Annotated in this window: 14 protein-coding genes and 1 tRNA gene; 4 read left to right on the top strand and 11 right to left on the bottom strand. The window is 39.8% G+C overall.

The annotated features are described in order from the left end of the window. The first annotated feature begins 6 nt into the window (after nucleotides 1–6). The 3 genes from CS931_RS01950 to CS931_RS01940 all read left to right on the top strand — a co-directional run bounded on the left by CS931_RS01950 (nucleotide 7) and on the right by CS931_RS01940 (nucleotide 3,649). Nucleotides 7–1,473 carry an ABC transporter substrate-binding protein gene (locus CS931_RS01950; protein ID WP_099204075.1) on the top strand — a complete coding sequence of 489 codons (1,467 nt, stop codon included), beginning with the start codon at nucleotides 7–9 and terminating at the stop codon, nucleotides 1,471–1,473. A 125-nt stretch (nucleotides 1,474–1,598) separates the two neighbouring features. Next, on the top strand, nucleotides 1,599–2,531 hold the full coding sequence (locus tag CS931_RS01945; RefSeq protein WP_099204074.1) for a sugar phosphate nucleotidyltransferase: 933 nt from the start codon (nucleotides 1,599–1,601) through the stop codon (nucleotides 2,529–2,531). After that, a complete protein-coding gene (locus CS931_RS01940; RefSeq protein ID WP_099204073.1) occupies nucleotides 2,528–3,649 on the top strand; it encodes a phosphotransferase enzyme family protein in 1,122 nt (373 codons plus the stop codon). The genes CS931_RS01945 and CS931_RS01940 overlap by 4 nt, the downstream gene beginning before the upstream one ends. A 155-nt stretch (nucleotides 3,650–3,804) precedes the next feature. Here CS931_RS01940 and sdaAA read toward each other — a convergent pair whose 3' ends face one another. The 9 genes from sdaAA to CS931_RS01895 all read right to left on the bottom strand — a co-directional run bounded on the left by sdaAA (nucleotide 3,805) and on the right by CS931_RS01895 (nucleotide 11,129). After that, nucleotides 3,805–4,743, bottom strand: a complete 939-nt coding sequence (sdaAA, locus tag CS931_RS01935) for an L-serine ammonia-lyase, iron-sulfur-dependent, subunit alpha (RefSeq protein WP_099204072.1) — start codon at nucleotides 4,741–4,743, stop codon at nucleotides 3,805–3,807. 11 nt (nucleotides 4,744–4,754) lie between these two features. Beyond that, entirely contained in the window at nucleotides 4,755–5,411 is a 657-nt protein-coding gene (sdaAB, locus tag CS931_RS01930; RefSeq protein ID WP_099204071.1) for an L-serine ammonia-lyase, iron-sulfur-dependent subunit beta, read from the bottom strand. A 177-nt stretch (nucleotides 5,412–5,588) separates the two neighbouring features. Next, nucleotides 5,589–6,275: a flavodoxin family protein gene (locus CS931_RS01925; protein WP_099204070.1), complete on the bottom strand. Its 687-nt coding sequence runs from the start codon at nucleotides 6,273–6,275 to the stop codon at nucleotides 5,589–5,591. Between the two features lie 158 nt (nucleotides 6,276–6,433). Next, nucleotides 6,434–7,219 carry an APH(3') family aminoglycoside O-phosphotransferase gene (locus CS931_RS01920; RefSeq protein ID WP_159459717.1) on the bottom strand — a complete coding sequence of 262 codons (786 nt, stop codon included), beginning with the start codon at nucleotides 7,217–7,219 and terminating at the stop codon, nucleotides 6,434–6,436. A 269-nt stretch (nucleotides 7,220–7,488) separates the two neighbouring features. After that, nucleotides 7,489–7,564, bottom strand: a tRNA-Ala gene (locus CS931_RS01915). Nucleotides 7,565–7,646: 82 nt separating this feature from the next. After that, nucleotides 7,647–9,383 carry an Rqc2 family fibronectin-binding protein gene (locus tag CS931_RS01910; RefSeq protein WP_099204068.1) on the bottom strand — a complete coding sequence of 579 codons (1,737 nt, stop codon included), beginning with the start codon at nucleotides 9,381–9,383 and terminating at the stop codon, nucleotides 7,647–7,649. 7 nt (nucleotides 9,384–9,390) lie between these two features. Further along, nucleotides 9,391–10,158, bottom strand: a complete 768-nt coding sequence (locus CS931_RS01905) for a Nif3-like dinuclear metal center hexameric protein (RefSeq protein ID WP_099204067.1) — start codon at nucleotides 10,156–10,158, stop codon at nucleotides 9,391–9,393. A gap of 21 nt (nucleotides 10,159–10,179) precedes the next feature. Then, a complete protein-coding gene (locus CS931_RS01900; protein WP_099204066.1) occupies nucleotides 10,180–10,866 on the bottom strand; it encodes a class I SAM-dependent methyltransferase in 687 nt (228 codons plus the stop codon). A 59-nt stretch (nucleotides 10,867–10,925) separates the two neighbouring features. Then, nucleotides 10,926–11,129, bottom strand: coding sequence for a DUF1858 domain-containing protein (locus CS931_RS01895; RefSeq protein ID WP_099204065.1), 204 nt, complete (start codon nucleotides 11,127–11,129; stop codon nucleotides 10,926–10,928). 315 nt (nucleotides 11,130–11,444) lie between these two features. Between CS931_RS01895 and araA the strand changes: the two genes are divergently transcribed. Further along, nucleotides 11,445–12,914 carry an L-arabinose isomerase gene (araA, locus tag CS931_RS01890; RefSeq protein ID WP_099204574.1) on the top strand — a complete coding sequence of 490 codons (1,470 nt, stop codon included), beginning with the start codon at nucleotides 11,445–11,447 and terminating at the stop codon, nucleotides 12,912–12,914. Nucleotides 12,915–13,077: 163 nt separating this feature from the next. Here araA and CS931_RS01885 read toward each other — a convergent pair whose 3' ends face one another. Both CS931_RS01885 and CS931_RS01880 read right to left on the bottom strand, forming a co-directional pair. After that, complete coding sequence (locus CS931_RS01885; RefSeq protein WP_159459716.1) at nucleotides 13,078–13,770, bottom strand: tyrosine-protein phosphatase; 693 nt, start codon at nucleotides 13,768–13,770, stop codon at nucleotides 13,078–13,080. 59 nt (nucleotides 13,771–13,829) lie between these two features. Further along, the gene (locus tag CS931_RS01880) at nucleotides 13,830–14,507 is read right to left on the bottom strand and encodes a tyrosine-protein phosphatase (protein WP_099204063.1); all 678 of its coding nucleotides are present in this window, start codon (nucleotides 14,505–14,507) and stop codon (nucleotides 13,830–13,832) included. Nucleotides 14,508–14,559 lie beyond the last annotated feature (52 nt).

Below are 14,559 nucleotides of genomic sequence, written 5' to 3'. Positions count from 1 at the left end.
GACATTATGAAAAAATTCAAAAAGATTGCTTGTTTAATGTTATCACTGCTGATGTCTGCCAGTATTTTAAGCGGATGTGGTGAAAACGCAGACAACGCAACCGAAAACTCGGTGAAATCTCTGAGCATTCTCTACCCCGGTGATGAAACCGACCGTATGACAGAATTTTTAGACAATGAATTTGCACAAGCTATGAAAGATGACCTCAATATGGAAGTAAAAGTGACTTTTATTCCCTGGGATCAGTATTGGGAGCAAAAAGACATCATGCTAGCGGCACAAGAAGACATTGATCTTTATTGGGACGGTCTTCCTGATTTGTCCACCATGGTCAATAAAAAACAAACTCTTCCTTTAGATGACTTGATTGCAGAATATGGGCAAGATATGCTAAAAGTTTTGCCCGAGGAACATATTCAAGGTGGTCAAATCGACGGCGTTACCTATGGCATTCCAACTGCTTATGCCCCATCCTCTGGTATGTTTCAGCTTGTCTGTGTAAGACAAGACATCTTGGAAGCCGTCGGCATGACTGAAATTAAAACCCCTGAAGACTTAGAAAAATTTGCTGTGAAAGCCAAAGAAAAATTCCCAGAAATGAAAGGCGGCGGTGATCCACTCTTTAAGCCCCTGACCCGCTATTATGCGGATGAACAATATCATTGGATTGCCTCACAAGATTTGGTCGTGTTCGGTGAAGAATCGCACAAAGCTTATAGTTATTACGAAACCGAAGCTTTCCAAGAGCTGTCTAAATTTAATCGCAAGCTCAACGACCAAGGACTTTATAACGACGACGTAACGATTAAATATAATGAACGTGATTCTAGAATGCAAACCGGTCTGTATTTATGGGTTGAAGGATCTCTCGGTAAAGAAAACGAAATCATTTCTGCTGTCCGTCAAAATGCTCCTGAAGCAGTTTTAAAATCTTATCTGCTTGCCCCTGAAAAGCCAAAATACATAAATGCTGCCGGCGGCGAAGTCATTTGCGTTCCCAATTCTGCAAAGAACCCAGAAGGTGCTATTCAATTCTTGAACTGGTTATATTCTTCACAAGATCACTATAATTTGGCTCTATATGGCGTAAAAGACGTCGATTATACCATTGAAAACGATAGAATTACCCGTATCAATGGAGATGAATTTTTCTACGAGTGGATGTTTAGAAATAAAAACTATCAGCTGTTTGACCCTGAAACAGACCAGACTTTTATCGACGAATATACACATTGGGATGATGACGCTACACAATCAGCTTCTTTCGGTTTTGCTTTCAACAACGAGAATGTAAAAGATATCGAAACTCGTTTAAATGAGGCTGCTAAGAACTTTGCAGCTATTCGTAGTGGATTTGTAGACTTTGAAACAGAATATCCAAAAGCAGTGGCACTGATGAAAGAAAGCGGCATTGACGAATATGTTACAGAAGTGCAGCGACAACTAGATGAATTTTTAGCTTCTAAAAAGTAAGATTTCTAAATTCACCAAATATATTTTTAGAAAACAGTGCCGGAACAATCGTGACAACTGATTGTTCCGGCTGCTGTTAGCCATTACAAAGCATCATTTAATTTGGAAAAACAGGAGTGAATATAATGGAAACAAAGCCAGTATTAGTAGTCATGGCAGCTGGAATGGGTTCTCGATATGGAGGCCTAAAACAAATTGATCCTGTCGGCGAAAACGGTGAATTAATTATTGACTATTCCATTTTCGATGCCCTCAAAGCAGGATTTAAAGAAATTATTTTTGTTATCAAGCGAGAAATCGAAGCAGATTTTAAAGAAATCATTGGCAACCGCATCGAAAAAAAAATGACTGTGCATTATGCTTATCAAGAACTGGACGACCTCCCTGCCGGATACACCTTGCCCGAAGGCCGAACCAAGCCATGGGGTACTTGTCATGCCGTACTCAGTGCCAGAAATTTGATTCGCGGCCCATTTGCTGTGATTAATGCTGATGATTACTATGGTGCAGAGGGTTTTAAACTTGTTTTTAACTTTTTGAAGCAGACACCTAAAGAGTCCCCAAAATATCCGTTTGTGTTGATTGGCTATTCGATTGAAAATACCTTGACCGAAAACGGTCATGTAGCACGAGGTGTCTGTGAAGTGAATGAACAAGGACAGCTCTTGGATATTACGGAACACACTCATATTGAAAAACAAGATGATGGCGCTGTTTATACAGAAGATGATGGAACTACTTGGACAAAACTGCCAAAAGGAACTCCTGTCTCCATGAATCTTTGGGGATTCACGAAAGAGTTTATTGATGAATCAGAAAACCGATTTGTGCAATTTTTAGATGATGCTCTTCAAGACAATCCATTAAAAGGTGAATACTTTCTGCCCAGTGTTGTCAGTCAACTTTTATCTGAAAACAAAGCAGACGTTAAGGTGCTGACAAGTTCAGACAAATGGTATGGCGTTACCTATAAAGAAGATAAACCTGTGGTCATGGCGGCTATTGAAGACAAGCATAAAAATGGTTTATATCCAAAACCTTTATGGAGGATGGAATGATGAAAAAAAATCAAACTCTACAGATAGACGAAGCTCTGCAAGCTTTTGATTTTGGCGGAGAGGTAGCCGGGGCAGTTCGTTATGGCTCAGGACACGTCAACGACACATTTGCTGTATATGTGCAAAAAGAAGACGGTAGCCCCCTACGATTCATTCTGCAAAGAATTAACACCAGTGTATTCAAAAACCCGCACGCATTAATGGAAAACATTGTCGGTGTTACAGAATACCTGAAAAAAATCAAACTGGAGGATTCCAAAACCAATCCTCAGAAAATCCTCTATGTCTTAAAAACAAAGCAAGGAGAACCGTTCTATCAGGATATTGACGGTCAAGCATGGCGTGTTTATAATTTCATTGAGGATACAATTTGCTTGCAGTCGGTAGAAAAACCGGAGCAATTCTATAACGCGGCACAAAGCTTTGGTCTATTTTTGAGAGAACTTGAGGGTTATCCTGCCGAAACATTGCACGAAACCATTCCTCATTTTCACGACACGCGAAATCGCTTTATAAATTTTAAAGAAGCTTTAGTAGCTGACACCTTATCACGAGCAAAAAACATTCAGTCAGAAATTGATTTTGTTCTGCAAAGAGAGTCAGATTGCAGCTACTTAATGAAGCTTTTAGATGCTGGTAAACTTCCTCTGCGAGTCACTCATAATGACACAAAGCTCAATAATATCCTGCTTAATCCTCAAACGGGAAAAGGCGAATGTATCATCGATTTAGACACAATCATGCCCGGATTAGCTTTAAACGACTTTGGAGATTCGATTCGCTTTGGTGCCAATACAGCCGCTGAAGATGAGACTAATTTAAGCAAGGTTTCTTTGAGTTTAGAATTATTCGAAGCTTATACGCGCGGCTATTTATCGGCGGCAGGCAACGTGCTGACTCCTATGGAAATACAGTGTCTCCCTTGGGGTGCAAAACTGATGACTTTAGAATGCGGCATGCGCTTTCTCACAGATTATCTGGAAGGCGATACTTACTTTAAAATCCACCGAGAACATCATAATCTTGACCGTTGCCGTACGCAGTTTAAACTCGTGACAGAAATAGAAAAGCATTTTACAGAAATGCAGGAAATTATCGCTAAGTACAATAAATTTTAAGCTATGAAAAAACCGGTTGTAGTATGTATTATCAATACTGCAATCGGTTTTTTGTGGCAATAACTTAATCTAAGTTTAATATGCTTAGGCTTAGTTTGGCTAGTTATTTCCTAACTTTATTCCTATCCGTATCAAGCAAACAACTTGTTTTTGCCTTACGAGCCACATCCTGTACACACAGAACATACCGTTTCATCGTCTTTCATTTCTGTTCCAAACACTTGCTGAAATAAATTCTTGCCGGTTGGTGTTGTTGCCAAACCTCCTTCGGCAGTTTCTTTTAGTGATGACGACATCTGATCCCCTACATTTTTCATCGCAACAATCACTTCATCTGCCGGAATAGCACTCCTTACGCCTGACAAGGCAAGTTCTGCTGCCATGAAAGCAGTGGCTGTTCCTGAAGCATTTCGCTTGATGCATGGAATTTCCACCAAACCAGCTACCGGATCACAGACGAGCCCCAGAACATTTTTCAGCACAATGGCAACCGCATCGGCGGCCATTTCTGCTGTTCCTCCTGCTAACTCGACTATCGCTGCTGCAGCCATAGCGGATGCCGAACCGCATTCTGCCTGACAGCCCCCTTGTGCACCCGACACACCGGCTTTGCCCGCAATGACCATTCCTACACCGGCAGCCGTAAACAGTGACATCACACATTTCTCTTCTGATAGTTCATATTCTTCCTGCATAGTGATAACAGAAGCAGGGAGAATACCACAGCTCCCTGCTGTTGGAGTTGCTACAATTTTACCCATCGCAGCGTTCAGCTCTGAAACCGCCAAGGCACGATACATAGCGCCTGAAAAGAGCGAACCTACCAAACTATGCCCAGACTGATGCCGCTGCATTACTTTATAGGAATCTCCTCCTGTCAAACCACTCACACTGCGCAAATCAGGGTCACTCCCCAAACGCACCGATTCTTTCATGACCTGATATCGTTCTTTCATCTTCTCAAAAAGAACTTCACAGCTACATTCCAATTGCTCTGCTTGCTGCTTTAAAATCAATTCTGATAGTAATATTTCTCTTCTGACAGCTTCTTTCACGATGTCTGCTACAGAACTATAATCAAAGTTAAACTCCATATTTACCCCATTTATACTGCCAGCAATGTGCTAGAAATCACATTGGGCAACGCATTAATCTTATCATTTAGATTCTGATTCACGGTTCCATCTACTTCAATAGTCATCACTGATTCTCCGCCTTTTTTCTGCCGAGACAAATAAAAGCTGGCAATATTAGCTCCCTCTTCTGCCAAAAAATCAGCGACCTGCGCAATTACACCAGGCTTGTCCTGATGCAAAACAATCAATGTTGTTTGCTCTCCTGTTAAAAAAACAGGCATATAGTTCACTTCTGTCACTTCAATACTTCCTCCGCCGATACTGCTGCCCAAAAGCTCAACCGAAGTACCGTCCTCCGCCACCAAGCAAATTCTTGCGGTATTTGGGTGTAGTGCCGCATTTTCTGATACATCCAGTGTAACCGATAGTCCATTTTGTTTGGCAAGTTCTATGGCATGACGTATATTGACATCATCTGTCTCCATGCCCATTATACCCGCAGTTAAAGCCTTATCTGTTCCATGCCCTTTATAAGTCTTAGCAAAGGAACCATAAAGTGTTATTTTAGCTTCTATTGCCTTCTTCCCCAAAAGGCAGTGGGTAATCAAACCAAGGCGAACTGCTCCTGCTGTATGAGAGCTAGAAGGTCCTATCATGACAGGACCAATGATATCAAAAACATTCACGTTTATTTCTCCTCTTCATCTATCGAATCAAACTTGGTCTTTCCTAAAATGAGAATGAAGTAGTTCTCATTAATAATTATCGGCACTTTCGGCCGTATTCATGCTCAATTTTTTTGTATTGTTTCAGATACTGGATCCAACTTTCGGATACTTACAGTTTATAACTAATATAAAGTATTACCACGGCCTATTTTTCTCTGTCCATCCTTTATCTTTCCAATAGTTCATATCCGCTTGATTCCAACCTTTTTTCATAACCATTCTCATGATATTAAAGAATGCTTTGGTTTTGAGCCCTGGAGCAACATGCCCCTCTTTCGATTTTATTTTATCTGCCAAAGAAGATGTTTTCTTCTCTATTTTCTGCTTTATTTTATCAGGTACCCCTTTATAATCAATCGCTTGAACCCCGACTCCATATTGATATATTTTGCCAACCCCCCAAAAAAACATACTGTCTGCCATATCCTTGTTGGTAGATTTCATTCCTGCACCTGCAGCAGTTGATATGCACACCGCTTGCTTGTTAAACATGGGGGCATGAGGACGATGTACCATCCACCGATAACCATAATGATCCAGAAAAGCTTTCATTGAACCCGTCGCGTGATACACATAAACAGGACTGGCAAATATAAGAACATCTGCGCTATCAATCGCCTCTGTAAGAGGCGTTAACTTTGTATAATGAGGGCACATCGATTCCCCCTTCATAAAGCAATTGCTGCAGCCAATACAAAATTTATCAAAATCCCTAGGAAGAAAAAACTCGGTTATTTTTCCTCCAATTTTCTTAGCAAGCAATTCTGCTATGTGATAAGTGGAACCTTTGTGACTTTGCCCATGTATAATTGTTATTTTCAAAATTTGCCTCCACAATAGTATTATGTATAAAAACAATATCCGAACCACTTATCAAAAGACCATCCATTAGCTATATTTTATCATTTGTTTAGATTTGTTTCATTAGGTTTGTATTTCAATCCCGCAAAAAATTCTTAGCAAATCCTATCACGAGTTTCTTAAAATAATTCATCTAGAAGAATGTAATATTTTATCTTTTCCCAATCGGGCATGATTCCTAATTCATCAAACAGTCTATCAGGGTCAGCATCAGGATATTGTTTGCCACCGTATTTTCCGCTGAAATTATGTTTAAGGCTTCTATAACACAAGGCAATATCCTGATATTGATCAGCGATACCACTCCCGCCTAAATCAATAAACCCACTTATTTCACCGCCCTGAAGAAAAATGTTTGGTAAACAATAGTCACCATGTGTAAAGGTAACATTTTCAACAGGTCTGTTTCTTTTTAGCCAACTTAACAAATCCTTCGGAGAACGAAATCCATTTGAACCATACGTTTCCGGTTCAGCATCTTCTGTATTACACAGATTATTTAGCACACGATATTCAGCAAATTTCAGCTTACTATCAAGCGGATTGTCATACGGACAATCCACTATACTTACACTCCATAGCATTTTTAGACCCTTTGCAAGAGATTCTATTAAAGCCCGAGGCTTTTTCATAAAATCTTCGTCACAAGACATCTTTCCATCTATCATACTCATCAATAAATAGCTTATGCCATTTTCTGTTTTAGAGTAGAGTACCCGAGGCACCGGCAGTTTATCAGCCAGCCACATCATCATATCCTGCTCTTGATTTGATTCTTCGCTCTCTGTTTCAATTTTAAGCACCATATCTTCAAAGCAAAGTACCTTAGAACCAGACAATCCTGTCGTATTGATAGTAAAAGGAAGCCTACCGATTATTTTTTCTAATTCACTGGGAAAATACAAGAAACCACCTCTTATCTTGAATTATGAAAGATTTATTAAATCCATTTGTTTAGGCTAACATAAAGCCATAAATTCATATTTTATCTCCTCAATAGATTTAGTATACCATTACCGAAATAGCAGATACAAGATGCTTGCCGCTATTCCTATAAATAAATATATTAGCCTGTAAAAATATAATTGGTATATTTGAAGAATCGTGTAAGAATCGTAGATAGATAAAATAAGAGTCGCTTAAACCTAGCGTTTAAGCGACTCTTATTTCGTTTTGGTGGAGAATAGCGGGATCGAACCGCTGACCTCTACACTGCCAGTGTAGCGCTCTCCCAGCTGAGCTAATCCCCCACATAATACTAAAACAGCTAAAAATCGACTGCTTGAGTATTATAGCATAGTCTTTTTCAAAATGCAATATAAAAATTATATTTTATTCTGTCGGCTTCACAAAAATAGTTTTATAATTAACATAATTGACCATACCTGGCTTTGCTCCTTGTGGTTTTGTAACATGGCGAATCTCTGTATAGTCAACCGCAACCTGCACTAAATCTTTTGCTCGACTATATTTTGCTGCTAATGCCGCCGCTTGTTTGATTTCATCCTCGCTAGGGTTTTTCCCTTCCGTCAATAAAACCGTGTGTGAACCCGGAAAGCCCTTTACATGAAACCAAATATCTTGTTTTCTAGCCGTTTTCATAGTTAGTTTATCATTTTGGCGGTTATTCCTGCCTACTAAAACTTCAAGTCCGCTTTCTAAGGTGAATTTTAAAGGAGCACTAACACCCGCTTCTTTTTCTTTTTTGTTTCGGGATTTTTTAATATACCCCTCTCCAGTCAATTCGGCACGTATTTCTCCTAAGTCTTGCTCTGATTTTGCCAAAGCCAGCGACTCAAATACAGAATCAATGTATAGCAGTTCTTCCTTCGCAGCTATAATTTGAGTTTGCAGAATATTTTCTGCTGTTTTCGCCTTTCGATAATCTTTATAATATTTTTGTGCGTTCTGAGAAGCGCTTAATGCCGGATTAAGCTTGACCTCAATATCCGCTAAATTCTCATCATAAAAATTCTGTAATTTGACAACCGTTGCGCCTGGCGCAATCGCATATGAATTGCTGCTTAATAAATCACCGGCAATTCTCAGGTCATCTTTATATGCACATTCTGCCAATTCGGCCTGCTGGTGCTCTATCTTTCGAGAAAGACGCTCTGATAAATTTGTCAGTAATTTCAGCAAATCTTGCTGTTTCACTCTCATACGGTCTCCGCTATCTCGTTCTTCAAAGAAAGCATTTAAAAGTTCTGAAAATGTCTCTTTTTGAATGACAACAGCCGAAGTACCGTATTGATGTATCTCAAGAAAAGAGAAATCAATGGGTCTTTTAGAACGTTCTACGACGATAAAGGGTGTTCCTGAATGATTGGTAACCGCTTCTCGAAGCTTCTCATAATAGAATTTCAATCGAAACAGTTGTTCTTCATCCAGTTCTTTTATATTTAGAAATTCTCCTCTGCCCACCTGATGCTGAATCTCACGGCAAACAACAGGAGAAATACCTTGCAAAGTTTTGAGCAGTGCTTTAGAAAGCTCCATATCCGCAGGTATTTCTGCGAGCTTTTGCAGCAAAGCATTCCCGTCTGTCGTTAATATGTTTAATTTTTCTTGTGGCGGCGGCAATTGATAGCGAAGTCCCGGCAAAACCAAACGTTGCGAGGACATTTCAGCATCCACTCGTTTTAGAGAATCAATAATCAAACCTTCATGATTCACTACGATAATATTGCTGTATTTCCCCATAATTTCCATTGTTAAAGTAATGGTAACTCTATCGCCCAACTCATTGACAGTATCAAAATCAAAATGCAAAACTCTCTCTAGGTCTGGCTGGCGAATCTCAACGAGCCTAGCCCCTTGTAGTTTTTTGCGCAACAACATACACAGCATGGGCGGCTGCTTTGGATTTTCAGGTGTCTGATTGATAATGCCGACTCTTGCACTGTTGGCACGGGCAGAAAAAAGCACTTTGAGTGCCTCTTGTCTCGTTCTAAATGCAATGATTATTTCTTCACGATTGGGTTGATAAATTTTATCGGCACGAGCACCAATTAATTTTTCTTCCAACTCTGTTTTGATATGACGCAGAAATGCACCGTCTAATGCCATATTTCCCTCACAATACTTCGAACGCCGCTTTCTCACATACTGATGTGCTAAAACGAACATCTTTGACTTCATCTTCTAAATAAGCCAGAAGTTCTTTTGCAAAAACAACTTCTGTTTCAAAATGACCCGCCGTCACAATGGTTAATCCTAGGCGAGCAGCTTCTAGTTCCTCATGGTGCTTCATTTCTCCTGTTAAAAAGGCATCCGCTCCGCACTTTTGTGCCAAAAGCATTTCATCTGCCCCAGCACCTGAACAAAAGGCAATCTTTTTAACTCGATTTTTTCCCTCACAGAAATGTACTCTTTTTGATTGTAACGACTCTTTCACTAATGTTGCAAACTCCTTTGGTGAAAGAGCCATTGGTAATTCCCCTGTAAAAAGGATATGCCCTTCACCAATTTCATTTTGGAGTTGAATATCCTCTAATTTTAGTGCTTTTCCAAGAGCAACATTCACACCGCAGACCGGTGATAAATCTAAATTGGTATGGCAGCCTATTGCCGCTATCCTATGCGCAATGAGATGATAGGCAATATCTTTCTCTGTCACAGATTTGAGCGGACTGAAAATTACAGGATGATGGCTGATGATTAAATCTACGTTCTTTCCAGCAGCTTCTTTTACGATTTCAGGGGTAATGTCCAATACAATCATGGCAGACTTCACTTCCGCTTGGCTGTCGCCCACCAAGATTCCTACATTATCAAAAGACAACGCTGACGAAAAAGGTGCTACCTTATCGATTGCATGGTAGATGTCCATCACAGTTGCCATTTCAGTCACCTCAAATCATTACTATTTTAAATATTGCTCTTCAATCTCCGTAATTGCCGCCTCAAGTGCTTCCTTCTCTACATTTTGGTCATCTACTGTAAAACCAAGGAGCTTCTTTTTTAAGGAAGAAACCACCTTTTGAGCGTATAAATTGCTATAAAGTTCGGATGGCAGTATTTGTCCCATATATTCTTCTAAAACGCAGATTACACGCTTTTGTCCGCAAAATTGTACAGACATCACACTATAAATTTTCTTATCTTCTAAAACGGCCTGCTCTTTCAAGATTTTAAATCCATTTTCCGCAAGTCCTTTTCTCAAGACATTGGCTTTGGTCATTGGCTGCAAAACCAACGCCTTGTCTGTAGAAAAAAGCCACGGTGTTTCTAAGATAATGCGAAGAATGAGCTCGCCGCCCATACCGGCTATAACAATATCGTCTACTTCTTCTTTGTTAATTTCAGCAAGACCGTTAGAAAGCCGCAAAGAAAGCTTATCTAAGACTGAAAAACGTGCAGCATTTGCTTTGGCAGAATCAAGCGGACCTTTATTAATATCACTTGCTACCGCAAAAGACACGCGATTCGTTTGCAGCAAATAAACAGGAAGATAGGCATGGTCTGTTCCCACATCTGCCACTTTTTTGCCTGTTCGTACGAAATCGGCGCAAGTTTGCAATCTAGGTTTTAATTTAATTAAATCACTCATATCGTATTCATGGCAAACAAAATGCCGCCCGGCAAAAGTCGAGCGGCATTAGGCGACTTTTATTTATCTGTCATGTGTTCATTTAAAGCGTCAACGAGCTCTTCCCACTCTACACCATGAACCATGCATGCCTGCTCAACTGTTTCGCCGCGAGATGCGGGACAACCCAGACAATGCATACCCATCTGTAAAAAGAAAGGCGCTGTTGTGCCGTCCATGTCCAAAATATCGCCAATAATGGTATCTTTTGTAATAACAGCCATGTCAAACTCCTTTATTTTTATTTTAATTATAGACTAACTTCAATTTGAAGATAATCTTATTTATATTATAATCCCCCGAGGCTGTTTTTGCAATACATAAAAACAAACATATCATGAACTTTATTTTGCTATTGTATTTAATTTTCTCCGCTTTTTTAAATATGGTATTGTCATTTTGCACAGTAATCTCTCTTAATTATTTCTACATCAAACGATTAGTTTTCTAATTTTACCTCTCGTTTTTTATCCAAATATATGTATAATAGTATTAAAGGTATGTACAACTTTAGAAAGGAAGATAGAATCATGGAAAATATGAAAAACTACAAATTTTGGTTTTTAACAGGAAGCCAGTTTTTGTATGGCCCTGAAACATTGGAACAAGTAGAAAAAAACAGCCGCAGAATTGTGGAGGAACTGAACAACTCTGAAAGCCTCCCCTGCGAAGTTGTTTTTAAAGGAGTCATGAAAACACCTGATGAAATTTCACAGGTTGTCAAAGAAGTGAATTATGCGGACGAATGTGCTGGTATCATTACCTTTATGCATACGTTTAGCCCTAGCAAAATGTGGATTAATGGTTTCAATGCTCTGCAAAAACCATATCTACATCTGCACACACAATTCAATCGTCAAATCCCGAACGAGGGAATTGATATGGACTACATGAACCTTCACCAAAGTGCTCATGGTGACAGAGAGCACGGCTTCATCGCTGCTAGACTGCGCATGGCTCGCAAAATTGTTGTCGGTTATTGGGAAGACAAAGAAGTTCAAGAAAAAGTGGGCAACTGGATGCGTTCTGCTGTTGGTGCTGCTGTCAGCAAATCTCTCAAGGTGGTTCGTTTTGGCGATAACATGCGTGAAGTGGCCGTCACTGAGGGCGACAAAGTAGAAGTGCAGAAAAAGCTAGGCTGGCAAGTGAATACTTGGCCGGTTGGCAACCTTGTAGAATACATTGAAGCTGTCACAGAAGAAGAAATTGATGCGTTACTGAAAGAGTATAACGAAAAATATGTTATGGTCACGAATAACCTTGAATCTGTGCGTTATCAAGCTAAAGTTGAAATTGCTATGGAGCGTTTCCTAAAAGAGAAAGGAGCTTCCGCTTATACCAATACTTTTGAAGATTTATATGGTATGGAGCAGCTCCCTGGTCTTGCCAGCCAAAGACTTATGGAAAAAGGTTATGGCTACGGCGGCGAGGGCGATTGGAAAGTCAGCGCATTGACCCACGTGATGAAAGCAATGGCAGAAGGCAAAACTGGCGGCACGGCCTTCATGGAGGATTACACTTATGACTTAACTTCAGGCAATGAATTGAGCCTAGGTGCCCATATGCTGGAAGTCTGCCCTTCTCTTGCCGCTGATAAACCTAAAATCGAAGTACACCCACTTGGTATCGGCAACCGTAAAGACCCTGCCCGTCTCGTTTTTGAAGGCCATGAGGGTGACGGTATTGTTGCCAGCCTCGTCGATATGGGCGGCAGACTACGCTTGATTGTGCAAGATATCCACTGTGTTGTACCAACCCTAGAAATGCCTAATCTACCTGTTGCACGTATTATGTGGAAACCTATGCCAGACCTTAAAACAGGTGCAGAAGCTTGGATTTTGGCCGGCGGCGCACACCACACTGTTCTCAGCTATGACTTAAACGCAGAAGAAATGCGTGATTGGGCAAGAATTATGGATATTGAATTTGTCCATATTAATAAAGATACAACGCCTGAACGATTTGAGCAAGATCTTTTATTAGCCGATTTAATCTGGAAATTAAAATAAGCTCTAAAAATACACAAAACAGTATCCACCTGTGCGATATTCTCGCGTTGGTGGATACTGTTTTGTGTCTCTATTTTTCTATATTTAAAATATTACACTTTTTGATTTAATACTGGAATACCATAAATAGGTTGTTATACTATAATATAATATAATAAAAAAGTTAGTCAACCAGTTTTGCTCTGAGTTTTTCAATCTCTTGGTTTGTCACCCCAATCGAGGCTAAATAGTTTTCGGCTGTTCCGTATTCTTCATGAAAAAGCGCAAGAAAACCCTGCATATATTCTGGATCGGAACGCAACACATAGGCCGGGAAATTAGGATCTTCCTTTTGAAAAATAGTTAAAAATCTTGCTAGATATGGGTAGGACATAACGTAGTCTGCAACAATATCTAAGTCAGATACACCGGCCAATAACAGCAGAATAGCGGCTACTGTCCCCGTTCTATCTTTTCCAGCTGTGCAATGAAATAAACAGCCACCCGACATTTCTGCCTGAATTTTGAAAATTTTTGGCATGGCCTCACTCTGCAACATTTTCATATAAGCAGCTGAAATGGCTTCTGGCCCATTGCGCATATAATGACTTCCTCGAATAGGTAAACTGTAATATATAAAATCAGCTTTATCGGCAAAGTAAGACGGCACACGTTCAATTTCATCTTCTACTCGGAAGTCAATAATCGTGTTAATTCCCATTTGCTTTAACATTTTGCTGTCTGCTTTGCTTAAATTCACTGGAACTGCACTACGGAGAAACACACCATACTTTGTTATCTTAGCTTCGTCAGTGGGATATCCGCCTAAATCTCTCGTGTTTTCTGTGTTATCCAGTATAATTCTTCGTTTACTCAAAATATCACTCCTCCATAAAAATTAGTCGTCTTTCAAACTTTGAAGTTATGCTATGAAGATTAATCCACCAGTTTTGTTTTCAATTTTTTAATCTCTCTGCTTGTTAGCCCAATCAGCGATAGATACCTTTCTGCTGTTCCATATTTTCTATGAAAAAGTGAAAGAAAGCCTTGCATATATTCTGGCTCTGAATGAATTACATAGGCTGGAAAATCCGGATTCTGCTCTTGAATGATTTCTAACCGCTTTGCCAAATACGGATAGGTCATTACATAATCAGCTATGATATCCGAATCTTCTACCCCTGCCAATAAAAGAAGAAGTGCTGCTATCACGCCTGTTCTATCTTTTCCTGCTCTACAGTGAAACAAGCATCCAGAGAGCAGCGCAGCCTGTATTTTAAAAATCTTCGCCATACCAGGACTTGAGAGCATAGAAAAATACTCTAGCGGCTTTCCCCTGGTGCGATTGGCATAAATAGGTAAATGATAATAACTAAAGTCTTTTCTATTGACAAAACAGCTAGGCATACGTTTTAACTCATCCGCCGCTCTTAAATCAATGACCGTTATTATTCTCATCCGTTTGAGCATTTCTATATTGTCTTTTGACAGATTTTTCGGAACTCCGCTTCGCCAAAACACACTATATTTTGTCATACCGAACTTGCCGATTGGATATCCACCCAAATCTCTCGTATTGTCTGTATCGCCCAGTATAATTCTTCGCTGGCTCAAAAAATCACTTCCTCGCCAAAATTAACTATTTCATAAGAAAGCGCATTTAGAT

It is taken from the genome of Scatolibacter rhodanostii (assembly GCF_900197595.1).
Taxonomy (GTDB): Bacteria; Bacillota; Clostridia; order Oscillospirales; family Acutalibacteraceae; genus Scatolibacter; species Scatolibacter rhodanostii.
The sequence above is the reverse complement of the archived record's forward strand: the minus strand, read 5'-3'. Positions and strand labels throughout refer to the sequence as shown.